23 protein-coding genes are annotated in these 24243 nt (G+C 57.0%); 10 read left to right on the top strand and 13 right to left on the bottom strand.

The genetic code is table 11. The features are described 5' to 3' along the window. The 13 genes from HMPREF9538_RS29905 to dnaA form a co-directional block, all read right to left on the bottom strand. Positions 1-773, bottom strand: a 773-nt coding sequence (locus HMPREF9538_RS29905) for a DUF3748 domain-containing protein (protein WP_009485047.1), incomplete at its 3' end; no start/stop codon positions are given. A gap of 51 nt (positions 774-824) precedes the next feature. Beyond that, complete coding sequence (locus tag HMPREF9538_RS14325) at positions 825-2162, bottom strand: MFS transporter (RefSeq protein WP_004150285.1); 1338 nt, start codon at positions 2160-2162, stop codon at positions 825-827. A 177-nt stretch (positions 2163-2339) separates the two neighbouring features. Beyond that, on the bottom strand, positions 2340-3488 hold the full coding sequence (gene dgoD, locus HMPREF9538_RS14330; protein WP_004150286.1) for a galactonate dehydratase: 1149 nt from the start codon (positions 3486-3488) through the stop codon (positions 2340-2342). Then, entirely contained in the window at positions 3485-4102 is a 618-nt protein-coding gene (locus HMPREF9538_RS14335; protein ID WP_004181595.1) for a 2-dehydro-3-deoxy-6-phosphogalactonate aldolase, read from the bottom strand. The genes dgoD and HMPREF9538_RS14335 overlap by 4 nt, the downstream gene beginning before the upstream one ends. After that, positions 4086-4964: a 2-dehydro-3-deoxygalactonokinase gene (locus HMPREF9538_RS14340; RefSeq protein WP_009485045.1), complete on the bottom strand. Its 879-nt coding sequence runs from the start codon at positions 4962-4964 to the stop codon at positions 4086-4088. The genes HMPREF9538_RS14335 and HMPREF9538_RS14340 overlap by 17 nt, the downstream gene beginning before the upstream one ends. Further along, positions 4961-5650 carry a D-galactonate utilization transcriptional regulator DgoR gene (gene dgoR, locus HMPREF9538_RS14345; RefSeq protein WP_004145084.1) on the bottom strand — a complete coding sequence of 230 codons (690 nt, stop codon included), beginning with the start codon at positions 5648-5650 and terminating at the stop codon, positions 4961-4963. Before dgoR ends, HMPREF9538_RS14340 begins: the two co-directional genes overlap by 4 nt. A 229-nt stretch (positions 5651-5879) precedes the next feature. Beyond that, positions 5880-7013, bottom strand: a complete 1134-nt coding sequence (locus HMPREF9538_RS14350; protein ID WP_004901578.1) for a BamA/TamA family outer membrane protein — start codon at positions 7011-7013, stop codon at positions 5880-5882. Next, the gene (locus HMPREF9538_RS14355; RefSeq protein WP_009485044.1) at positions 7010-8092 is read right to left on the bottom strand and encodes a hypothetical protein; all 1083 of its coding nucleotides are present in this window, start codon (positions 8090-8092) and stop codon (positions 7010-7012) included. The genes HMPREF9538_RS14350 and HMPREF9538_RS14355 overlap by 4 nt, the downstream gene beginning before the upstream one ends. Before the next feature lie 149 nt (positions 8093-8241). Then, entirely contained in the window at positions 8242-9054 is an 813-nt protein-coding gene (gene yidA / locus HMPREF9538_RS14360; RefSeq protein WP_009485043.1) for a sugar-phosphatase, read from the bottom strand. A 201-nt stretch (positions 9055-9255) separates the two neighbouring features. Continuing rightward, complete coding sequence (gene gyrB, locus HMPREF9538_RS14365; protein WP_004173845.1) at positions 9256-11670, bottom strand: DNA topoisomerase (ATP-hydrolyzing) subunit B; 2415 nt, start codon at positions 11668-11670, stop codon at positions 9256-9258. Between the two features lie 28 nt (positions 11671-11698). Next, the gene (gene recF / locus HMPREF9538_RS14370; protein ID WP_004151532.1) at positions 11699-12772 is read right to left on the bottom strand and encodes a DNA replication/repair protein RecF; all 1074 of its coding nucleotides are present in this window, start codon (positions 12770-12772) and stop codon (positions 11699-11701) included. A 146-nt stretch (positions 12773-12918) separates the two neighbouring features. Next, positions 12919-14019 (bottom strand): DNA polymerase III subunit beta, encoded by a 1101-nt coding sequence (dnaN, locus tag HMPREF9538_RS14375; protein ID WP_004145090.1) that lies wholly within the window; start codon positions 14017-14019, stop codon positions 12919-12921. A gap of 4 nt (positions 14020-14023) precedes the next feature. After that, on the bottom strand, positions 14024-15427 hold the full coding sequence (gene dnaA, locus HMPREF9538_RS14380) for a chromosomal replication initiator protein DnaA (protein WP_004151534.1): 1404 nt from the start codon (positions 15425-15427) through the stop codon (positions 14024-14026). Between the two features lie 621 nt (positions 15428-16048). On the opposite strand from dnaA, the gene rpmH reads away from it, so the two are divergent. The 10 genes from rpmH to HMPREF9538_RS14410 all read left to right on the top strand — a co-directional run bounded on the left by rpmH (position 16049) and on the right by HMPREF9538_RS14410 (position 24232). After that, on the top strand, positions 16049-16189 hold the full coding sequence (gene rpmH, locus HMPREF9538_RS0127635; protein WP_000831330.1) for a 50S ribosomal protein L34: 141 nt from the start codon (positions 16049-16051) through the stop codon (positions 16187-16189). A gap of 15 nt (positions 16190-16204) precedes the next feature. Beyond that, a complete protein-coding gene (gene rnpA / locus HMPREF9538_RS29895; protein WP_004151535.1) occupies positions 16205-16564 on the top strand; it encodes a ribonuclease P protein component in 360 nt (119 codons plus the stop codon). Next, positions 16528-16785, top strand: a complete 258-nt coding sequence (gene yidD, locus HMPREF9538_RS0127625) for a membrane protein insertion efficiency factor YidD (RefSeq protein ID WP_004151536.1) — start codon at positions 16528-16530, stop codon at positions 16783-16785. The genes rnpA and yidD overlap by 37 nt, the downstream gene beginning before the upstream one ends. 2 nt (positions 16786-16787) lie before the next feature. Further along, the gene (gene yidC, locus HMPREF9538_RS14385) at positions 16788-18434 is read left to right on the top strand and encodes a membrane protein insertase YidC (protein ID WP_004150295.1); all 1647 of its coding nucleotides are present in this window, start codon (positions 16788-16790) and stop codon (positions 18432-18434) included. Between the two features lie 194 nt (positions 18435-18628). Further along, positions 18629-19993 (top strand): tRNA uridine-5-carboxymethylaminomethyl(34) synthesis GTPase MnmE, encoded by a 1365-nt coding sequence (gene mnmE / locus HMPREF9538_RS14390; protein ID WP_004151538.1) that lies wholly within the window; start codon positions 18629-18631, stop codon positions 19991-19993. Positions 19994-20112: 119 nt separating this feature from the next. Further along, complete coding sequence (locus tag HMPREF9538_RS14395; RefSeq protein WP_004151539.1) at positions 20113-20532, top strand: GNAT family N-acetyltransferase; 420 nt, start codon at positions 20113-20115, stop codon at positions 20530-20532. Between the two features lie 99 nt (positions 20533-20631). Next, entirely contained in the window at positions 20632-21810 is a 1179-nt protein-coding gene (locus tag HMPREF9538_RS14400) for an MFS transporter (RefSeq protein ID WP_004151540.1), read from the top strand. Next, complete coding sequence (gene yidZ / locus HMPREF9538_RS14405; RefSeq protein WP_009485040.1) at positions 21785-22744, top strand: HTH-type transcriptional regulator YidZ; 960 nt, start codon at positions 21785-21787, stop codon at positions 22742-22744. Before HMPREF9538_RS14400 ends, yidZ begins: the two co-directional genes overlap by 26 nt. Before the next feature lie 309 nt (positions 22745-23053). Further along, the gene (locus HMPREF9538_RS0127620; RefSeq protein ID WP_004145098.1) at positions 23054-23629 is read left to right on the top strand and encodes a 4'-phosphopantetheinyl transferase family protein; all 576 of its coding nucleotides are present in this window, start codon (positions 23054-23056) and stop codon (positions 23627-23629) included. 36 nt (positions 23630-23665) lie between these two features. Then, on the top strand, positions 23666-24232 hold the full coding sequence (locus HMPREF9538_RS14410; protein WP_004151543.1) for an NADPH-dependent FMN reductase: 567 nt from the start codon (positions 23666-23668) through the stop codon (positions 24230-24232). The last annotated feature ends 11 nt before the right edge of the window (positions 24233-24243 follow it).

The following is a 24243-nucleotide window of genomic DNA, read 5'->3' as shown; positions in this document are numbered from 1 at the left end:
GTTGCGGTACCGGCCAGCGGCGCCCCGCCAGGCTGCTTCCAGCCGGCTTCATCCTGCGGCAGATCGACAATAAACAGCTCAGGCACTTTATCGCCATTTTCCGCCAGCGTATCGCCAATAAACGCCAGAGTATGGTTCCCGACCCAGCCCTCCTCATAGGCGCGATTAATCTCATCGCTGCCCGGCGCGGGTGCCGGCGTCGTGCGGCTTACCAGCACGCACCAGTGGCTGCCGCCATATTCGCGCGGATGCTGTCCCTGCGGCGTCACCGGTCCATAGGGCGCCGCCACGCCGACGTTGCGCAGATCCAGCGCCGGATCGCGCTCGTGCAGCACGTGATCGTTGTAGGTAAAACTGACAAACTGACCGTTGGGGCTATAGACATGGACGTGGCTGCCGCCGCGCAGCGCGCCGGGCGTGTAGGGGGGGGTAATGTCCATGGCGTCCAGATTCTCGACAGCCCCCTGAAAGGCCACCACCCCGCGGCGATGATGAAAATCATACTGCCACTGCGCATCCGGCCGCTCGGGGCCATGAATAAACACATAGCGCTCCTGGGTTGGATGCACGGTTACCACGCCCACGTGCGCGCCCTGCGTGGCACGATAAATGGTCTCCACAGTACCGCTGTTTACGTTCACTCGCTCAATGGTTTCGCCGGTAAACGATGCGCCGGACGGACGAACGTCGAATACCAGCCACTGGCTGTCGGGAGTCCAGGTATTAATATTGGTAAGCTGGTGATGACGGGGAGCAAAAGTGACTTGTTTCATGACGATACCCTGATGCGAGACTTACGCATCAGGGTAGCGTATCGCAAAAAATTAGCCTACACGTTTCACATCGCCGACCAGCAGGATATAAGACAGCGCGCCTATTAACGCCACCACGGAGATATAAACCAGCGCCGGGCCAAAGCCGTAATCCTGCGCCAGATAGCCAATCACCAGCGGGACGGTGATGCCGCCCAGGCCGCCAACAAAGTTAAACACCCCGCCGGTCAGGCCGATCAGGCGCATCGGCGCCAGGGAGGAGACCAGCGACCAGGTGATAGACGCAAAACCGTTACCGAAGAACGCCAGCGCCATCAGCGCCATGATCCAGATGGGGTCGTTGGTGTAGTTTGCCCCCATGATGCAGGTGGAGATCAACAGTCCACAGATGATCGGCGTTTTGCGCGCCACGCCCAGCGAGTAGCCTTTTTTCACCAGCTTATCCGCCAGCCAACCAGACAGCAGGACGCCAAAAAACGCGGCGAGGAAGGGCACCGTGGTCATAAAGCCGGCCTTCAGCGCGGTGATGCCTTTTTCCTGGGTTAAGTAGTTCGGAAACCAGGTCAGGAAGAACCACAGCGTCGAGGTTACCGCGAACTGTCCAAGGTAAACGCCAACCAGCTTGCGGTGAAAAACCAGCTTCCAGTCCGCTTTCGATAACGGTTGACGCGCCTCTTTCTTCACCGGCGCATCGCCATCCACCAGGCCGCCGCCGTCGCGGATATAGTCGAGTTCGGCTTTACTGATGCTTTTGGTCAGACGCGGCGGTTGATAAACCTTAAACCAGATCAGCGACCAGATAATGCCGATACCGCCGGTAACGATAAATACCCAGTGCCAGCTCAATAGCTCCTGGATCCAGATTAGTAGCGGCGTGAGGAAGGCCAGGCCAACAAATTGCCCCGAGGTATAAAACCCAACGGCAGAGGCGCGTTCGTGCTCCGGGAACCAGCTGGTCACCATGCGGTTATTGGTCGGGAAGGCTGGCGCTTCGAAGATCCCGGTAATGGCGCGTAAACCGATAAGCGACATTAAACCGGTGGCGAAGCCTTGTAGCAACGTCGCCACCGACCAGCCAAATATAGCGATAAAGTAGGTAAGCCTGGATCCCACGCGGTCAAGGAACCAACCGCCAGGGATCTGGCAGAGGGTATACAGCCAGGCAAAGGCGGAAAATACGTAGCCCATTTCCGCTTTGCTAATACCAAACTCCTCCTGAATATGCGCCGAGGCGACGGCGAGGTTGGCACGGTCAACATAACAAATAACCACGGTAATAAAGATCATGATGAGCGTCAGATAACGGCGACGCCCGGTTTTTACAGCGGTAACTGAAATATCCATCGCAATCTGTCTCCAGATTTTGGGCATAGCGAAGCCGCTCACCATGCCCGGTAATTTACAGAGGGTGTTTTTGTTTTTTATTAATAACTATGTTGCGATGCGCTAAATAATTCGTGCTGGGGAAAGGCGGCAAATTTTCGCATCCCTGGGAGCATACAATAGTATGTGACCAGGGTAAGAAAATGCAGCCAACGCATCACCAGTGCGAAGTATGACGCGCATTTACCATTCGGCGACAGATCCATCCTCATACCGCCACAACGGATTTCGCCAGTCCGGCGCGTTTTTACTTAACTCAATCACGCGGGCCTCATCAATTTCCACGCCCAGCCCCGGCTTCATCAGAGGTTTAAAGAAGCCGCCTTCCATATTGAAATCTTCTTTGTTTTTCACAAAATCAAGCAGTTCGGCGCCTTTGTTGTAATGGATCCCCATGCTCTGCTCCTGGAAGACCGCGTTATGCGAAACGAAATCAACGTGCAGACAGGCTGCCAGCGCGATCGGCCCCAGCGGACAGTGCGGCGCCAGCCCAACGTCATAGGCTTCCGCCATGCCGGCAATTTTATAGCATTCGGTAATACCGCCTGCGTGCGACAGATCGGGTTGTAAAATAGCCACCCCGCCCGCTTCCAGGACCCGTTTAAATTCAAAGCGCGAAAACATACGTTCGCCGGCGGCAATGGGAATATGGGTTTGCGCCGCCAGCCGCGGATAATATTCCGCCTGCTCGGCTAATACCGGCTCCTCAATAAATAATGGGCGATATGGCTCCAGCTCTTTAATTAATACCTTAGCCATCGGCGCGCTAACGCGGCCGTGAAAATCGAGACCAAACTCAATTTCATTGCCAAACGCTTCGCGGATTTGCGCCACGGTATTCACCGCGGCATCAACCGCGCGGGAATTATCAATGATACCCATCTCTTCGCAGCCGTTTAATTTAAAGGTGTCAAAACCAATGCCGCGCAGCTTCTTAATCCCGTCAATCACTTCGGCGGGGCGGTCGCCGCCCACCCAGCTGTAGGCTTTAATTTTGTCGCGCACCAGCCCGCCCATCAGTTGCCACACTGGGGCATTCAGGACCTTACCTTTAATATCCCATAGCGCCTGATCAATACCGGCGATGGCGCTCATCATAATCGGGCCGCCGCGATAAAAGCCGCCGCGGTACATTACCTGCCACAGGTCATTAATCCGCGCCGGATCCTGACCAATCAGGTAATCGCCAAATTCATGAACGGCTGCCTCCACCGTACGGGCGCGCCCTTCAATCACCGGTTCGCCCCAGCCGACGATGCCTTCATCGGTTTCAATCTTCAGGAACATCCAACGCGGAGGTAAACGGTACGTGGTGATATTGGTTATTTTCATTTCACTGCCTCTCGATACGCTTTTACGAATGCGGCTGCCTGCTGCGCGGTACGTTCAACCGGCTGGCCGGCACGATAGAGATCGCTACCCAATCCTGCCCCAACACAGCCGGCATTAATCCACTGCGCCAGGTTTTCCGGCGTCACGCCGCCAACGGCAAAGACCGGAACCTCGGGCGGAAGCACGGCTTTCAACGCCTTGATGTAATCCGGGCCAAAAGCCGATGACGGGAAAATTTTTAGCGCCTGCGCACCGGCATCCAAGGCGCTGAAGGCTTCGCTGGCGGTGGCGCAGCCTGGACACACGGTCATGCCGTAACCCACCGCTCGCCGGATCACTTCCGGTTGAATGTTTGGCGTCACAATCAGCCGACAGCCCATGGCCGCCAGCCTGTCGACCTGCTCCGGTTGCAGCACAGTGCCCGCGCCGATAAGCGCCTGCTCGCCGTAAGCGTCGACGACCTGCGGAATACTTTTCTCCCACTGCGGCGAGTTCAGCGGGATTTCGACCGCGTCGAAACCGGCGTCGATAACGGCGCCAACGTGAGCCAGCGCCTCGTCTGGCGTAATACCGCGCAGGATAGCGATAAGTGGAAGGTTAGTTTGCCACTGCATAAGCGATGCTCCTTATTCCTGTCTGAAATGCCGTATCGCCCGCAACCGCGCTGACTTCGCGGCCAATGGCGGCGAATGCCTGCTGATAGCGGGATGTTAACGATGACCCAGCGACGAGACCGATCGCCTGATGTCCGGCGAATGTGTCGCTGAGGGTGGCAACTTCAGCGCCAATCAGCAGGCCGGAAAGAAATTCGCTAACCTGCTCGCGAGGCAGCGCGCCCAGCACGTGCGAAGCGCGAACTTCAAACAGCTGCGGCAGGACGGCGGGGTTGTTGATACCGCGCTGCAGACCTGCCGCGAATGCGGCAGCGGACGTTTCCTGCGGCGGTAAGCCGGCGCCCACCAGCGAGTGCTGAAGCAACAGATGATGCAATTCACCGGTCAAAACAGTACGAAAATCGTGAATTTGCCGGCGATCGGCCAGTACCCACTTGCAGTGGGTTCCCGGCATCACGTAGACAGACGAAGGGGCTAAGGCGCGTGCGCCCAGCAGCTGCGTTTCTTCCCCACGCATGACGTTATGGTTATCGTCACGGGAAACGCAAAGGCCGGGAATTATCCAGATATTGTCGCCAACGGCAGTTAACTGCTGGCCAATATCCGAGAAAGCGGCAGGAAGCGGCAAATAAGGGGCGATTTTCCAGCCCACGTTGCTGCCGACCATCCCTGCCATCACCACCGGTGTGGCGCCATCGCGCCAGTGCTGTGTGATTTCCGCTAACACCGCAGCGGGAGAGCGACCATTCAGGCGCGTTACGCCTGCTTCAGATTGCCTGCTTTCCAGGCATTCTTCGCCCTGATAAAGCCAGGCGCGTAAATTCGTCGATCCCCAATCTATTGCGATGTAGCGAGCCGTCATGTGATTTCCTTAAGCCTTCGTGTCGAGCTGGCGATCATCGTCAACGCCGCCTGCTCCGCCGCGTCGCTATCCTGATGCCGAATGGCGTCAAATAGCGCTTTATGTTCCTGGAGGGTTTTCGGCATGTTGCCTTCATCGCCCATCCAGGTCCGTTCAAATACCGCCCGCTGCAGCGAACTGATCGCCACGCTAAGCTGCTGCAAAACCGGGTTATGTACTGACTGCAGCACCGCCTCGTGGTAGCGAATATCCGCTTCGTTAAAGGCATCCCGGTTTTGGTTGTTGGCGATCATGTCATTGAGCGCCGACTCGATTTCCGCCAGATCGCTTGAGGTGGCGCGTTCCGCCGCCCAACGCGCGATGGCGGGTTCAACCAGGTTGCGCACTTCACTCATCGCGCTGATAAGACGCGGGTCATAGTCATTTTCCAGTACCCACTGCAGCACCTCGGTGTCGAGGTAGTTCCACTGGTTTCTGGGAGCGACAAACGCGCCGCGATAGCGCTTCATTTCAATCAGCCGCTTCGCCATCAGGGAACGAAACACTTCACGAATGATGTTGCGCGAGGTTTCAAACTCCTCACAGAGTTCCGCTTCGGCCGGAAGCGCCGAACCCGGGACGTATTTACCGCTGACGATCTGTTTGCCCAGCGAGATCACAATGCGATCGGTCTTATTGAGAGTCATGGAGAGTCCTTGTGCTCTATGTGTACTGCTCTACTTTACCGTCGCTGCTGAATTTCGCCTCATGTTTGTACTACTAACGTGATGCTGTACGTTATCAACATGAGCGTAATGTAGTACAACATTATTGTGTTGTACTACAATTTGGATCACAAAAAGAACAATTCATGAAAATTAAAGCGCAGCGGCCCTGACAAGAGGCGATAAGAGAGAAAATTAAGGGGAGGAGGCGTTAAAACGCTTCGCCGACCTGGAAGTAAAAGCCGCTGCTGCCATTGCCGATACCGTAGTCGAGGCGAACATTAACGCGAGGTTTGAATTCAAAGCGGTAGCCAACGCCCGCCGAAGGCAGCCAGCGGCCATTATTCAGCGACGACAGTGAGGGCCCCATGGTTCCCGCTCCTGCCCAGGCGACAATCCCGTGCCGCCAGGTGAGCTGCCGGCGATATTCCAGCTGACCGCTGACGACGTTTTTATCCCGGTAGCGCCCCTGGTAGTAGCCGCGCATCCGTTCATCGCTGCCGAGCAGCGGCATCATGCTCCACGGTACCTCGCCCTGGGTGAAGGCGCCATCGGCCTCCCAGGCGAGCACGCTTTTCTCGCTCAGGGCATGATAATGGCTATAGTGCAGCTGAAATTCCTCAAAGCGGGTATCGCTACCTAATCCGGGCGCATAGTGGGTATAGCGGAGGTTGGCATACTGACCCCGGCGCGGGTTAGGGACAAAGTCGCGATCGTCCCAGTTGATATCGATGCTGGCGCCGGAGCTGAATACCGACGGCCCCTGCGGAGTGTTTTCTATCTTCGGCCGATCGTCATGGTCCATCTCATCGGCATTCTGCGCCGCCAGCGACCATCCCGCCCCGAGATAAACATGATCGATAAGCTGCCGATAAAGTGTGGGTCGCAGGGTCAGTACCTGGGCGGTATACTTCTCTTTTTCATTGTCTTTATCTCCGGCATGAAAACCCTGCCCCCAATAATAAGTGGGCGTATTGGCTATCGACCCGTCGACAAAAACGCGCCACAGATCACGATCGAAAAAGGTGTAGTTTTTCACGCTGAGGCCAAAGGCGCCGGTAGAGCTGGCGTAGCCGCTGAGCGTCAGGGTCGAGTTCTGGCTGGTGGTATCCTGCGGGTCGGGACGATACAGGCCGACGACAGCGGTGCCAATGCCCAACCCTAGTTCCGGCGTATAGAACGGACCGGGCATCACGCCCCAGTCGATGCCTTTGCTGGCGTCGAACTTATCGCTGGCGCCGAGATGCTGCAGCCAGCCGTCGATTTTCTCGCGGCTGAGCGCCTCGGCCTGGCTGCCTGTCGGGCAGGCCATCAGCAGCAGAAAAGTGATAAACAGTCGGCTCAAAAGCGATACTCGCCGGCAATAAAGAAACTGTTACGTTCGGCAAAGCCAAACTCGGTAGTAATATTAAAATTCTGCGTCAGCTCGTATTGCGCGCCCACCAGAACGTTCCATGGCGACTGCAGATGCTGCTTCACATCGAAGCGACCGTTATTGTCCTGGTTGGCCAGATTAACCATATTCTGCAGCATCGGCGACGGCATCGAGAGATCGCTGAGGCTGCCTTTAAACTCCTGCTGCACATCCTGATACATGCTGCCAACCCACAGATTTAGCTTTCCGGCGGGGAGATGCAGCGCATCGACCGATGGCGTACTGAAACGATAGCCAACGCGCGGCGAAAAGGTAAGCGCATCGATGCTGCCGTCGAGGATATCAAAGCGCGTTTGCGTGTAGTTGGCGTCCAGCACGGTAAACCAATTGCCGACGCCGCCCACCAGGGTGGTGCCCATCCCGTAGGTAGTACCTTTAAAATCGAGACGAAAGTCGAGATCCTGCATCCCCGGCAGGGGCACCACTTTACCGTTCGGTCCCTTCAGGCCGACAGCTATCTGCGAAATTGAATGCCCTTCGGTGTGCCCCACCAGGCCATAAACGTTCATAAACGGTAGCAGCCAGGCATCCAGCTTGAGCGTCTCGGTTTTGCTGCTTTCCCGCGTATGACCAACGCCAATCTGGAAAGCGTTATCCAGCGAGACCGGCCCATTAGCGAAAATGTTATTCACGGCGTGCTTGCAGACAGGATCCTTACCGCAATCGATATTGCGGCCATCCAGCGACAGCCCGGTGAAGTTTATGCTGTCGACATTAATATTCTGCCGCATATCCATATAGTTAATGCTGACGCCAAACGGCAACGGCAGGACGTAGCCGCGCTTTCTGGCCTCATCGCCTAGCAAAGGGAGTAGCGAGGACGATGCTGCGGCCGCAGGCTGGCGACTTTCTGGCGCCGGCAGATCCGCGGGCTCTGCGCCGTGATAGGCATACGCCGGTTCGAGCGGCGCCGTTGGTTCCGCGGCCGCGCAAATCTGAACAGAGGCGAATGGCAGCGTAACCAACATCAAACGGTGGTATATATTCATGAAAAGTATGATGTTAGTTCTGAGTTGCTAAAAAGAGGGCGGGTAGCTTATAGAATCCCCTGCAAGGATTGAGGGATTTAAATGCGGATTAACATCTGTTCATGAAAAAAGAGAAGACAGACCCGGCGAACGCCGGGCCGGAAAGAAGTTTACGCTAAAACGTATTTTTCAATGGCGAAGGCAACGCCATCTTCAAGGTTCGATTTGGTGATGAAGTTCGCCGCTTCTTTGACCGCAGGAATGGCGTTATCCATTGCCACGCCGAGGCCGGCAAATTCAATCATCGCGATATCATTTTCCTGATCGCCAATCGCCATAATCTCTTCCGGCTTGATGCCCAGCGCATCGGCCAGCGACTTCACGCCAGTGCCTTTATTGACGCGTTTATCCAGTATTTCGAGGAAGTAAGGCGCACTTTTCAGCACGGTGTACTTCTCTTTCACTTCCGCCGGAATACGGGCGATGGCCTGGTCGAGGATTGCCGGCTCATCAATCATCATCACTTTCAGCAGCTGGATCTCAGGATCCATTTTCTCCGCTTCGCAGAACACCAGCGGAATGGTTGCCACATAGGATTCGTGGACGGTGTAGTAGCTGATATCGCGGTTCGCGGTATATAGCGTATTGCGATCCAGCGCATGGAAGTGGGAGCCGACCTCGCGGGAGAGCTGCTCAAGGAAGCGATAGTCGTCATAGCTCAGCGCGGTTTGCGCGACGGTGCTTCCGTCACCAGCCTTCTGCACCAGCGCGCCATTGTAGGTAATGCAGTAATCACCCGGCTGCTCCATATGCAGCTCTTTCAAATAGCTGTGGACGCCAGCGTAAGGGCGACCGGTGGTCAGCACCACGTTAACACCGCGCTCGCGCGCCGCGGCGATGGCGGCTTTCACCGCTGGAGAGATGGTATGGTCGGGCAGCAGCAGCGTGCCGTCCATATCGATTGCAATCAGTTTAATAGCCATAGGGTCCCCGGGTAAGATGAGTCTCCCCTCATGCTAACGCGATTCCGCTCAAAAAACAGTAAAAGTGTCGGCCAGAAAGGGGGATGGAACCGCAGCAGCGGATTCCTCTTTTAGCGGCAAAAGAAAAGCCCGATCGCGCGATGCGACCGGGCTTATACATCCTGTTGCCCCGGTAAAACTCGTTACCGGGAAACATGCGGCTTAAATATCGATATTCGCCGCTTTCAGGGCATTCTCTTCGATAAACGCGCGACGCGGCTCAACGGCATCACCCATCAGGGTGGTGAACAGCTGATCGGCAGCGATGGCATCCTTGACGGTCACGCGCAGCATGCGACGGCTGTCCGGATCCATGGTGGTTTCCCACAGCTGATCCGGGTTCATCTCGCCCAGACCTTTATAGCGCTGGATGGAGAGACCGCGACGGGACTCTTTCACCAGCCAGTCCAGAGCCTGCTCGAAGCTGGCTACCGGCTGACGACGTTCGCCGCGCTCGATGTAAGCATCTTCTTCCATCAGGCCGCGCAGTTTCTCGCCCAGGGCACAAATACGACGATATTCCGGCCCCATAATGAACTCGTTATCCAGCGGATAGTCGGTATCCACGCCGTGGGTACGTACGCGAATAACCGGCTCAAAATGCTGCAGTTCTTTGTTCTCGTGGAGATCGAATTTCCACTGGCTGCCGTGCTGTTCTTTCTCGTTCAGCTCGGAGACCAGGGTGTTCACCCAGCGGGTCACCTTCTGCTCGTCCGCCAGGTCGGCCTCGGTCAGGGTCGGCTGATAGATAAGCTCTTTCAGCAGCGCTTTCGGGAAGCGGCGCTCCATGCGGCCAATCATTTTCTGGGTGGCATTGAACTCGGCAACCAGTTTTTCCAGCGGTTCGCCCGCCAGCGCCGGCGCATTGGCGTTGGTGTGCAGGGTCGCACCGTCGAGCGCGATGGAGATCTGATACTGATCCATCGCTTCGTCGTCTTTAATGTACTGTTCCTGCTTGCCTTTCTTCACTTTGTACAGCGGCGGCTGGGCAATGTAGACGTGGCCGCGCTCAACGATCTCCGGCATCTGACGATAGAAGAAGGTCAACAGCAGGGTACGAATGTGCGAGCCGTCGACGTCCGCATCGGTCATGATGATGATGCTGTGATAACGCAGTTTATCCGGATTGTACTCATCGCGACCGATACCGCAGCCCAGCGCGGTGATCAGCGTCGCCACTTCCTGGGAAGAGAGCATTTTATCGAAGCGGGCTTTCTCAACGTTAAGGATTTTACCCTTCAGCGGCAGGATCGCCTGGTTCTTGCGGTTACGACCCTGTTTAGCAGAGCCGCCCGCGGAGTCCCCTTCCACCAGGTACAGTTCGGACAGCGCCGGGTCGCGCTCCTGGCAATCCGCCAGTTTGCCCGGCAGGCCTGCCAGATCCAGCGCGCCTTTACGACGAGTCATCTCACGAGCGCGACGTGCGGCCTCACGGGCGCGCGCGGCGTCAATAATTTTGCCGACCACGATTTTCGCATCGGATGGATTTTCCAGCAGGTATTCGCTCAGCAGTTCGTTCATCTGCTGCTCCACCGCCGATTTCACCTCGGAGGAGACCAGCTTGTCTTTGGTCTGCGAGGAGAATTTCGGATCCGGCACCTTCACGGATACCACGGCAATCAGGCCTTCACGCGCATCGTCGCCGGTGGCGCTGACTTTCGCTTTTTTGCTATAGCCCTCTTTGTCCATATAGGCGTTAAGAGTACGGGTCATCGCCGCGCGGAAGCCGGCGAGGTGAGTACCGCCGTCACGCTGCGGAATGTTGTTGGTAAAGCAGTAGATGTTTTCCTGGAAGCCGTCGTTCCACTGCAGGGCCACTTCCACGCCGATACCGTCTTTTTCGGTGGAGAAATAGAAAATATTCGGGTGGATCGGCGTTTTGTTCTTGTTGAGATACTCAACGAACGCCTTGATGCCGCCTTCGTAGTGGAAATGGTCTTCTTTGCCGTCGCGCTTATCGCGCAGGCGGATAGAGACGCCGGAGTTCAGGAACGACAGCTCGCGCAGGCGTTTCGCCAGGATGTCATATTCAAATTCGGTGACATTGGTGAAGGTTTCCAGGCTTGGCCAGAAACGCACCATGGTGCCGGTTTTGTCGGTTTCGCCAGTCACGGCCAGCGGTGCCTGCGGCACACCGTGTTCGTACATCTGCTTGTGAACTTTGTTATCGCGCTGGATAACCAGCTCCAGCTTCTGCGACAGGGCGTTAACCACCGAGACGCCTACGCCGTGCAGACCGCCGGAAACTTTATAGGAGTTATCATCGAATTTACCGCCAGCGTGCAGGACGGTCATGATAACTTCCGCTGCGGAGACGCCCTCTTCCGGGTGAATGCCGGTCGGGATGCCGCGGCCGTCATCCTGGACGGAGACGGAGTTATCGCTGTGGATGGTGACAACGATATCTTTGCAGTAACCCGCGAGCGCTTCGTCGATAGCGTTATCCACAACCTCGAATACCATGTGGTGCAGACCGGTGCCGTCATCCGTGTCGCCGATATACATACCCGGGCGCTTACGCACCGCATCCAGCCCTTTCAGGACTTTGATACTGGAGGAGTCATAAGAATTCGACATCAACGTTTCTCGCTCATTTAATCTTGGGTTAATCCGTTATTTTACCTTTTTCCACGCGGAACATCTTCGAATTTTTGTCCGACATGTCCATAACGTGTTCAGCGCTGATCGCGCTGACGAAAACCTGCGACTGCGTCGCTTTCAGGCGGCTGGATAACAGACCGCGGCGGGCATCATCAAGTTCCGAGGCAAAATCATCTATCAGGTACAGGCAGCGCCGCCCGCTGACGCGGGTGAGGAACTCTCCTTGCGCCAGACGCAGGGCGCACATCAGCAGCTTAAGCTGCCCGCGCGACAAGGTATCTTCCACCGGCGCCCCGTCGGCGCGAATGCGAAAATCCGCTTTATGCGGGCCGTGGGCGGTGTAGGTTAACATTCTGTCGCGCTCGAAATTCCGCTCCAACACCTCCGCGTAGTCGGTCTCTTTTTCCCAGCCGCGCTGGAAAGAGAAGGTGAGCGTGAATTCCGGTAAAAATTGCTGACAGGTATCCGCCATGTCTTCGACGATAGCGGCGCTGTATTCGGCACGCCAGCGGCTGATCTGCTCCGCCAGCGGGATTAATTCCAGATCCCAAGGCCGCAGCTGGGCATAGCGGCTGACCTGACGCAGCGCGGCGTTGCGCTGCTTGACCAGGCGCTTCAGATTGCTCCAGGCGGTGAAGAATCCGGCTTCGTTATGAAAGCATCCCCAGTCAAGGAATGCTCTTCTGTATTTGGGGCCGCCGTTGAGTAAAGTAAACCCCTCCGGCGTAATCAGCTGCATCGGCATCAGGTGCGCCAGCTCCGCCACTTTGTGGCCGTCGGTGCCGTCGATACGCACCTTGCTGTCGCCCTGTTTGTCTTTGGTCAGGCCGATGGCGGTTTCCCGCTCTTCACCCTGCAGACGGCCATGCAGAACAAACGCATCCTGCTCGTGGCGGATCACTCGGCCAATTTGCAAACTGCGAAATGCCCGGCCGTGGCCAAGCGTGTAGATAGCTTCCAGCACGCTGGTTTTGCCGCTGCCGTTCGCGCCAACCAGGAAGTTAAAGCCGGGAGATAAAGCGAGATCCGCGCTTTCAATATTGCGGAAGTCTTTGATGAGCAAGCGCGTCAGTGACATATCAGCGTTCTTTGGGCCAGGGCGTTATCGGCGCAGCCAGTTTCAACGCGGACTGCGCGCAGACCCTGGAGCGTACACAAAGTACGTGACAGGGGCGAGCACAGCCCAGGTTGAAAATGGCAAGTAAGATAGCCCGATATTTTCCACTACAATCTCATAGGCATGACGACATAGGCTGCGGATTGAGAGGCCGCATCCTCAATCTGCACGCTCGACACCGAATCCGTCAGCAGAATGCGTACATTCTCGCACTTCAGCGCATTCAGCACATCCAGCACATAGCTAACGTTGAAGCCAATCTCCATCTCCGTTCCGGCGTAGGTCACATCCAGAATCTCTTCCGCTTCTTCCTGTTCCGGGTTATTGGCGGTGATTTTCAGCTGGTTTTCGCTAACGTACAGCCGCACACCGCGGAATTTCTCGTTGGAGAGAATCGCCGCGCGCGCAAAAGCCTGCTTCAGAATATCGCAGCCCGCTTCGAGGTGTTTATCCGGATTTTTCGGCAATACGCGGCGATAATCCGGGAAACGGCCATCAACCAGCTTAGAGGTGAAGATAAAATCGCCAACGTGGGCGCGGATATTGTTGCTGCCTATCTGCACGCGCAGCGGGGTATCGCCGCCGTCGAGCATCCGCATCAGCTCAATCACCCCTTTACGCGGCACGATCACCGAATGGTTCGGCAGCGACGCTTCCAGCGGCATCGAACAGACCGCCAGGCGGTGACCATCGGTGGCCACCGTGCGCAGTTCGCTGCCTTCGGTTTCAAACAGCATGCCGTTTAAGTAGTAACGAACATCCTGGTGCGCCATCGAGAACTGGGTGGCTTCGATCAGACGCTTCATGGTCGCCTGCGGCAGGGTAAACTCCACTTCACTCTGCCAGTCATCCAGATTCGGGAAATCGGCGGCGGGCAGGGTCGACAGCGAGAAGCGGCTGCGGCCGGAACGCACCAGCATGCGATCGCCTTCCAACTGAACCGCGATCTCCGCGCCTTCCGGCAGGCCGCGGCAGATATCAAAGAATTTCCGTGCCGGAACGGTCGTTGCGCCCGCTTCGTGCGGCTGAACCAGCGCCACGCGCGCCACCATCTCCATTTCAAGATCGGTACCGGTCAGCGACAGCGCGCCGTCCGCGACCTGAAGCAGCAGGTTACCGAGAATGGGCAGCGTCGGACGACCACCTAACGGACCGCTCACCTGTTGCAGCGGTTTTAATAAATGTTCACGTTCTACGGTAAATTTCATAGCGTCACGAGGATAATGTTCTGATTAAATTGGAAAAATCTTCTTTAATGTCGTGGCTTTCTTCACGCAGCTGCTCAATCTTGCGGCAGGCGTGCAGCACGGTGGTATGGTCTCGGCCGCCAAACGCATCGCCGATTTCCGGCAGGCTGTGGTTGGTCAGCTCTTTGGCCAGCGCCATCGCCATCTGGCGAGGACGCGCCACCGAACGGGAGCGGCGTTTGGACAGCAGGTCCGCTACCTTAATCTTGTAGTACTCCGCCACCGTCTTTTGAATATTGTCGATGGTGACCAGTTTTTCCTGCAGCGCCAGCAGATCGCGCAGCGCTTCGCGCACGAAATCGATGGTGATCGCCCGGCCGGTGAAGTTGGCGTTGGCGATAACGCGGTTCAGCGCCCCCTCCAGCTCACGCACGTTCGAGCGCAGACGCTTGGCAATAAAGAACGCCACTTCGCCCGGCAGGCGGATGTCGTTCTCGTCGGCTTTTTTCATCAGGATCGCGACGCGGGTTTCCAGCTCCGGCGGCTCGATCGCCACCGTCAGCCCCCAGCCGAAGCGGGATTTTAGACGATCCTCAACGCCGTTGATCTCTTTTGGATAACGATCCGACGTCAGGATGATCTGCTGATTACCTTCCAGAAGCGCATTGAAGGTGTGGAAAAACTCTTCCTGGGATCGTTCTTTATTGGCAAAGAACTGAATGTCATCGATCAGCAGGGCGTCAACGGAGCGGTAGTAACGCTTAAACTCTTCGATGGCGTTGTTCTGCAGCGCTTTAACCATGTCCTGAACGAAACGCTCGGAGTGCATATAGACCACTTTCGCGTTCGGCTTACGCGCCACAATGCCGTTCCCCACCGCGTGCAGCAGGTGAGTTTTACCCAGACCCGTCCCGCCATAGAGGAACAGGGGGTTGTAGGCGCCGCCCGGGTTATCCGCCACCTGACGCGCCGCCGCGCGGGCCAGCTGGTTAGATTTACCTTCGACGAAGTTATCAAACGTGTGTTTCACGTTAACGTTAGAGCGGTAGGTCGGCTCCGCCGGCGCCGGGACATTATCCCAGCCAGGGCGCACGATCGTCGGCGCCGCGCGCGCGGTCTGCACCTGCGCCGCCGGAATGGCCGCCGCAGCCGGGCTTACCGCCCCTTTCTGCAGCGAGCTGGCGGGCTTAGCGCCCACCTCAAAACGCAGCTGCGGGGCGTCCGCACCGCAAAAATCATTGAGGAGTCCATTGATATTATTGAGGTATTTGTCCCTTACCCAGTCGAGCACAAAACGGTTTGGCGCATACAGTGCCAGCGTGTTATCGCTCAGTTCCGCCTGCAATGGGCGGATCCACATGCTGAATTCTGTGGCTGGTAACTCATCCTGCAATCGGGCAAGACACTGCTGCCAAAGCGAAAGTGACACGGCGGACTCCACTCGAACATAAAATCGATATTAAAGAAAAACTGAAACAATCGTGATTGTTGGCACACGTCGACAAGACCCTGCATTAGCCGAAAAGCCCCTGCACAAAAGGGGTGACGTGCGAACCGCTATCTGCGGTTATTACCCGCTGCGGATCCGGGGATCGCGATCGGGACCGGGGATCATAGCCTAAACTGAGAAAGAGATCTTGTGTTTCTCAACAGATTCTTCCCGATTTATCCACAGGAAGGATCGAAACCGGGTAAGTGTAATCGATCCTGCGGGGAGTGAAGCACGATTTCCGCCGCATATTGGAAAAATTAATGAGCTATGCCGCTTTTGGGCGGAAACGATCTAATAAAGATCCTTGTGGATCCTTGCGCTTTACTGGCCAGGCCGTATAATCCCCCACCCGGCGCGTAATGCCCGTTTTCGTCACGCGTCTCAGCTTATTTTTTGTGCGACGAGGTGCGAGAAATAAGGAAAGAGAATTGACTCCGGAGTGTACAATTATTACAATCCGGCCTCTTTAATCACCCACGCTGAGGCGTAAGTCGTTCGAAGTTCGTTCGGGTCTACGCAAAAGTCAGTGAATTTATTCAAGTTTAGGTAGAAATCGCCATGAAACGCACTTTTCAACCGTCTGTACTGAAGCGCAACCGTTCTCACGGCTTCCGTGCTCGTATGGCTACTAAAAATGGTCGTCAGGTTCTGGCACGTCGTCGTGCTAAAGGCCGCGCTCGTCTGACCGTTTCCAAGTAATAAAGCTAACCCTGCGTGGTTAAGCTCGCATTTCCCAGGGAGTTACGCTTGTTAACTCCCAGTCATTTCACTTTCGTCTTCCAGCAGCCACAACGGGCTGGCACGCCGCAAATCACCATCCTCGGCCGCCTGAATTCGCTGGGGCATCCCCGCATCGGTCTCACCGTCGCCAAGAAAAACGTGAAACGCGCACATGAACGCAATCGGATTAAACGTCTGACGCGTGAAAGTTTTCGTTTGCGTCAACATGAACTCCCGCCAATGGATTTCGTGGTGGTGGCGAAAAGAGGGGTTGCCGACCTCGATAACCGTGCTCTCTCGGAAGCGTTGGAAAAATTATGGCGCCGCCATTGTCGCCTGGCTCGCGGGTCCTGATCGGCCTGATTCGAGTTTATCAGCGCCTGATTAGTCCGCTACTCGGGCCGCATTGTCGTTTCACCCCAACCTGTTCTCAATACGGAATTGAGGCCTTACGCAGGTTTGGAGTGATAAAAGGCAGTTGGTTGACGATGAAACGCGTATTAAAATGCCACCCTTTACACCCTGGTGGTGACGATCCCGTCCCGCCTGGACCATTTGATACCAGAGAACACTAACGATGGATTCGCAACGCAATCTTCTTATCATCGCTTTGTTGTTCGTGTCTTTCATGATCTGGCAAGCCTGGGAGCAGGACAAAAATCCGCAGCCCCAGCAGCAGACCACGCAGACTACGACCACAGCAGCGGGTAGCGCCGCCGACCAGGGCGTACCGGCCAGTGGCCAGGGGAAACTGATTACGGTTAAAACCGACGTGCTTGAGCTGACTATCAACACCAACGGTGGCGATATTGAGCAGGCGCTGCTTCTGGCGTATCCAAAAACGCTGAAATCGACCGAACCGTTCCAGTTACTGGAAACCACGCCGCAGTTTGTCTACCAGGCGCAGAGCGGCTTAACCGGCCGTGACGGCCCGGATAACCCGGCAAACGGCCCGCGTCCGCTGTACAACGTCGATAAAGAGGCGTTTGTGCTGGCCGATGGCCAGGATGAGCTCGTTATCCCGCTGACCTACACTGACAAAGCCGGCAACGTCTTCACCAAAACCTTCACCCTGAAGCGCGGTGGCTATGCGGTGAACGTGGGTTACAGCGTGCAGAATGCCAGCGAGAAGCCTCTGGAAGTCTCAACCTTCGGTCAGCTGAAGCAGACCGCTGCGCTGCCGACCAGTCGCGATACGCAGACCGGTGGCCTGTCCACGATGCATACTTTCCGTGGCGCCGCGTTCTCCACTGCGGATTCGAAATACGAGAAATATAAATTCGATACCATTCTGGATAACGAAAACCTGAACGTCAGCACCAAAAACGGTTGGGTTGCCATGCTGCAGCAGTACTTCACCACCGCATGGGTGCCGCGGAATAACGGGACGAATAACTTCTACACCGCCAACCTCGGCAACGGCGTTGTCGCTATTGGCTACAAATCGCAGCCGGTACTGGTGCAGCCAGGCCAGACCGACAAACTGCAGAGCACGCTGTGGGTCGGCCCGGCTATTCAGGACAAAATGGCTGCCGTTGCGCCGCACCTGGATCTGACCGTCGACTACGGCTGGCTGTGGTTCATCTCCCAACCGCTGTTCAAGCTGCTGAAATTCATCCACAGCTTCCTCGGCAACTGGGGCTTCTCGATCATCGTTATCACCTTTATCGTTCGTGGCATCATGTACCCGCTGACCAAAGCGCAGTACACCTCCATGGCGAAGATGCGCATGCTGCAGCCGAAGATTCAGGCCATGCGTGAGCGTCTGGGCGACGATAAACAACGTCAAAGCCAGGAGATGATGGCGCTGTATAAAGCGGAAAAAGTAAACCCGCTGGGCGGCTGCTTCCCGCTGATTATTCAGATGCCGATCTTCCTTGCGCTGTATTACATGCTGAGCGCCTCGGTTGAACTGCGTCATGCGCCGTTTATCCTGTGGATCCACGACCTGTCTGCTCAGGACCCGTACTACATCCTGCCGATCATCATGGGCGCGACCATGTTCTTCATCCAGAAGATGTCGCCGACCACCGTGACCGACCCGATGCAGCAGAAGATCATGACCTTTATGCCGGTCATCTTCACGGTGTTCTTCCTGTGGTTCCCGTCTGGCCTGGTGGTGTACTACATCGTCAGCAACCTGGTCACCATTATTCAGCAGCAGCTGATTTACCGTGGTCTGGAGAAACGTGGCCTGCATAGCCGCGAGAAGAAGAAATCCTGATACTCTTCATTCTTCAAGCCGCAGATGCGTTGGCTTCATTAGTTCGCCCCAGTCACTTACTACAGTAAGCTCCTGGGGCCTCACTAACTTGCCGCCTTTCTGCAACTTGAATTATTTCGAGTATCTACGGTAGCGTTAATGCCAGAGAAGGCGGTCAATGGACCGCCTTTTTTACATCTACATAGAGAGTCACCATGAGCCATAACGACACTATCGTCGCCCAGGCAACCCCTCCGGGACGCGGGGGTGTGGGCATCCTGCGTATCTCCGGCCTTAAGGCGCGCGACGTCGCGCAGGCGGTGCTGGGCAAGCTGCCGAAGCCGCGCTATGCCGACTACCTGCCGTTCAACGACGTTGACGGTACCCCGCTGGATCAGGGGATTGCGCTGTGGTTCCCCGGGCCGAACTCCTTTACCGGGGAAGATGTGCTTGAGCTGCAGGGCCACGGCGGCCCGGTCATTCTCGACCTGCTGCTTAAACGTATTCTGACCCTGCCGGGCCTGCGCATCGCCAGGCCGGGTGAGTTTTCCGAGCGCGCGTTCCTCAACGACAAGCTCGATCTGGCGCAGGCAGAGGCCATCGCCGACCTTATCGACGCCAGTTCAGAGCAGGCGGCGCGCTCGGCGCTGAATTCGCTGCAGGGGGCGTTCTCCGCGCGGGTGAATCATCTTGTGGAAGCGCTCACTCACCTGCGCATCTACGTGGAAGCGGCCATTGACTTCCCGGATGAAGAAATCGATTTCCTCTCCGACGGCAAAATTGAAGCCCAGCTGAACGAGGTGATGGCCGATCTCGACGCCGTCCGCGCGGAAGCTCGTCAGGGCAGCCTGCTGCGCGAAGGGATGAAAGTGGTGATCGCCGGGCGGCCAAATGCCGGTAAATCAAGCCTGCTGAACGCCCTGGCGGGCCGCGAAGCGGCGATCGTCACCGATATCGCCGGTACCACCCGCGACGTGCTACGCGAGCATATCCATATCGACGGCATGCCGCTGCATATCATCGATACCGCAGGCCTGCGCGATGCTAATGACGAAGTGGAACGTATCGGCATCGAGCGCGCCTGGCAGGAGATTGCCCAGGCCGATCGGGTGCTGTTTATGGTCGATGGCACCACCACCGGCGCCGTTGACCCGGCGGAGATCTGGCCAGACTTTATCGAGCGCCTGCCCGCTAAATTGCCGATTACCGTGGTGCGCAATAAAGCCGATGTCACCGGCGAAGCGCTCGGTATCAGCGAAGTAAATGGCCACTCACTTATTCGCCTGTCGGCACGTACCGGCGAAGGCGTGGAGGTGCTACGTAACCACCTCAAGCAGAGCATGGGCTTCGATACCAATATGGAAGGCGGCTTCCTCGCCCGCCGCCGTCACCTGCAGGCCCTGGAAGAGGCGGCGAACCATCTGCAGCAGGGCAAAGCCCAGCTGCTGGGCGCCTGGGCCGGCGAGCTGCTGGCGGAAGAGCTGCGCCTCGCGCAGCAGGCGCTGAGCGAGATCACCGGGGAGTTCACTTCCGACGATCTGCTGGGCCGCATCTTCTCCAGCTTCTGTATCGGCAAATAACGTTTAGTCCGTAAACGTTCACTCACCCGCATTAACGCCGCGTTAATGCGGGTTTTTTCTTGCCCTTTGCGGCGCAACGTTCTCTACTTTTATCTCCCCCTCTGCCGCGAGACTAAAACATGACCGTTGAATATACCGTGATCGAGAAGGTGCCCTCCGCCGAAGCGTTTTGCCACCTGCGGGTAGCCGCCGGCATGTCGCCGCGCCCCCTGGAAGGCGCCAGAGCCGGACTGCCGCATAGCTGTTATGGCGTACATATCCTCTGGCAGGAGACGCCGATCGCGATGGGACGCATCGTCGGCGACGGAGCGATTAATTTCGATATTGTCGACGTCGCCGTCGATCCGGCTCACCAGGGAAAAGGCCTTGGCCGGCTGGTGATGGAGAAGCTGGTCGCCTGGCTGGACGCTAACGCCTTTGATGGCGCCTACGTTACGCTGGTGGCGGATGTGCCGGAACTGTACGCGAAGTTCGGCTTCGAAAGCGTTCGCCCGGAGAGCGAGGGGATGGCCCGCGTCTGGCGAACCCGCAGTCGTTAGCTCGCATTTCCTGCCAGGAAAAGAGCGTTGTCCAAATGGCAACTCGTCTTACGGCGCGTTCCTCACTATGCTGAACGCCATTCACATCGCGAGGATCCCATGACACGCTTTCTTCTCTGCAGCTTTGCCCTGGTTCTGCTCTACCCCTCCGGCATCGATATGTATCTGGTCGGCCTGCCGCGTATTGCTCAGGACCTGGGGGCCAGCGAGGCGCAATTACATATCGCCTTCTCGGTCTATCTGGCCGGTATGGCCTCCGCGATGCTGTTTGCTGGCCGCATCGCCGACCGCTCGGGGCGTAAGCCTGTCGCTATTGTAGGTGCAGCGATCTTTGTTATCGCCTCCCTGCTCTGCGCCCAGGCGCATACCAGCAGCCACTTCCTCATCGGACGCTTTATCCAGGGGATCGGCGCCGGCAGCTGCTACGTGGTGGCTTTCGCTATCCTGCGCGATACGCTGGACGACCGTCGCCGCGCCAAGGTGCTGTCGTTGCTCAACGGCATCACCTGCATTATCCCCGTCCTGGCGCCGGTGCTTGGCCACCTGATTATGCTGAAATATCCGTGGCAGAGCCTGTTCTACACGATGACCGGCATGGGCGTCATGGTCGCTGTGCTGTCGGTCTTTATCCTGCGTGAAACGCGGCCGACGGCGCCTCCGCAGGCAGCGTCACCGCAGCATGACGCTGGCGAATCGCTGTTGAACCGCTTTTTCCTCAGCCGCTTACTCATTACCACCCTCAGCGTGACGGTGATCCTGACCTACGTTAACGTCTCGCCGGTACTAATGATGGAAGAGATGGGGTTCGACCGGGGAACTTACTCAATGGCGATGGCTCTGATGGCGATGATCAGCATGGCGGTCTCCTTCTCAACGCCGTTCGCCCTGTCGCTGTTTAATCCCCGCACCTTAATGCTGACCTCACAGGTGCTGTTTCTGGCGGCAGGCGTGACGCTGAGCCTCGCGACTCGCCAGGCCGTCACCCTGATCGGGCTGGGCATGATTTGCGCCGGCTTCTCCGTTGGGTTCGGCGTCGCGATGAGCCAGGCGCTGGGGCCGTTCACGCTGCGCGCGGGCGTCGCCAGCTCGGTCCTCGGCATCGCGCAGGTGTGCGGTTCATCGCTGTGGATTTGGCTCGCCGCCATCATCGGACTCAGCGCAATGAATATGCTGATCGGGATACTCATTGCCTGTAGCATAGTGAGCCTTGTTTTGTTACTGGTCGTCACCCCGCCGCGGGTTGCGCAATACGATGAAGAAGCCGCTGTCGAGTCTTGATCTTAATTTACTCCTCTGCCTGCAGCTCCTGACCCAGGAGCTCAGCGTTACCCGTACGGCGAAGCGGATGAACGTTTCGCCGTCAGCGGTGAGCAAGTCGCTGGCCAAACTGCGCGCCTGGTTTGACGATCCGCTGTTTGTGAAAACCCCGCTGGGCCTGGCGCCCACGCCGCTGGTCAGCAGCATGGAGCAGGATCTGGCGGACTGGATGCAGATGGGCAACCAAATCCTCGATAAACCGCACCATACCATGCCCAGCGGCCTCAAATTCGAACTGGCGGCGGAAACGCCGCTGCTGATGATCCTGTTTAACACCCTCTCTCAGCGCATCTATCAGCGCTATCCGCAGGCATTGATTCGTTTGCGCAACTGGGACTACGACTCCCTGGACGCCATCATCCGCGGTGAGGTGGATATCGGCTTCTGCGGACGCGAAAGCCATCCGCAGTCGCGTGAGCTGCTGAGCCTGCTGCCGTGGTATATCGATTTTGAGGTGCTGTTCCCCGCCCTGCCGCAGGTCTGGCTGCGCGCCGATCATCCGGCGCTCAGGGAAGAGTGGGATCTGGCGGCATTCTTACGCTATCCGCATATCACTATCTGCTGGGAACAACGCGATACCTGGGCCCTGGACGACGTGCTGCAGGAGCTGGGGTATAAGCGTAACGTGGCGCTGACCGTGCCGGGGTTTGAGCAATCACTTTTTATGGCCGCTCAGCCGCAGCACACCATGCTGGCCACCGCGCCGCGCTACTGTCAGCACTATAATCAGCAGCACCAGCTGCCGCTCGTCTCCCGGCCGCTCCCCCTGGAGGCGCAGCATCTGGAAAAGCTGCGCGTTCCCTTCACCCTGCTATGGCATAAGCGCAACAGCTACAACCCGAAGCTTGTCTGGCTTAGAGATACGCTGAAAGCGCTCTATTCCGGTACGCTTTAAGCCTTGTTTCGTGCCCATAGCACCTTATTTGCGCAAGAATTTGTAAAATTCAAACAAATTCCCTTTTCAATGGGGGATTTCGGCATTAAAACCTGTTAATACCAGGCGATAATAGCGCCCGCAGTTTTATCCAGACCATTACTCACGGAGCGACGTATGGCAACGCATTTTGCAAGAGGGATACTCAGTACCGGGGAGCCGCTATCGACACGTTTGTCAGCGGCCTGTCATCAATCCGCACGTCTTCTCCCGACATATCGCCAGGCTCGCTTTTGCGCGTCGCGCTCGCTGCTTGCCGAGCTGCTGTTTATGCTTTACGGCATCAGCGAGCTGCCTGAAATCATCAACGAAGCGAATGGCCGACCGGTTTTTAGCGATCGCCAACTGCCCCGCTTTTCGATCGCTTATACTGGCAATATCGTTGGTGTTGCCCTCACCACCGAGGGGGATTGTGGCCTCGACATGGAACTGCAGCGCACTGTCCGCAGCCACGACGCCGACCGGCACAATTTCAGCAACAATGAGAATCTGTGGATTAACATACAGCATGACCCGGACGAAGCGCGCAGCCAGCTGGTAGCGCTGCGCCGCAGCGTGCTAAAGCTGACCGGCGAAGCATCAACGCAGCTGCAGCTGCTGCCCGGCTCTGGCCGCCTGCGCACCGCCGGCAGTCAGCCAATCGAAGCGGTATGTGACGCCGAATCGCTGCTGGTATGGTCCATTGCCGCTACCCCGAACATCGGCTCGCTGAAGGTCTGGGAATATGATGCTAAGGGAGGTGACTGGCGCAGCCTGGCAGATGCGCAGCAGCGCGCACGCGAACCGTCAGCCCGCCTGATGCGCTTTACCAGCTTACCCATGGAAAAAACCTTATCCCTCAATTGACCGGTCTTGCCGGCATCATGATCCAAAGGAGCAATCATGTCAGATACCTTGAAAGTGGTTACGTTACTCGGCAGCCTGCGTAAAGGGTCGTTTAATGGAATGGTCGCGCGCACCCTGCCCGGCATCGCGCCAGCGGGCATGGATATCTCCGCGCTGCCGTCGATCGGTGATATCCCGCTGTACGATGCTGATATGCAGGAGGAAGAAGGTTTTCCGCAGCGCGTGCAGGAGATTGCGCAACAGATCCGCGAGGCGGATGGGGTAGTGATAGTCACTCCAGAATATAACTATTCCGTGCCTGGCGGCCTGAAAAACGCCATCGACTGGCTGTCACGCCTGCCCGAGCAGCCGCTGTCCGGCAAACCGGTACTGATTCAGACCAGCTCAATGGGCGCCATCGGCGGTGCGCGCTGCCAGTATCATCTGCGGCAGATTCTGGTCTTCCTTGATGCGATGGTAATGAATAAACCGGAATTTATGGGCGGCGTCATCCAGAACAAAGTGGATCCGCAGGCGGGTGAAGTGGTCGATCAAAGCACCCTCGACCATCTGCGCGGCCAACTGACCGCTTTCGGCGACTATATTCGGCGGGTTAAAGCATAAAAAAAAAACCC

Origin of the sequence: Klebsiella sp. MS 92-3, from assembly GCF_000195655.1 — a bacterium.
Classification (GTDB): Bacteria; Pseudomonadota; Gammaproteobacteria; order Enterobacterales; family Enterobacteriaceae; genus Klebsiella; species Klebsiella pneumoniae.
This window is presented reverse-complemented; position numbering and strand designations above follow the sequence as displayed.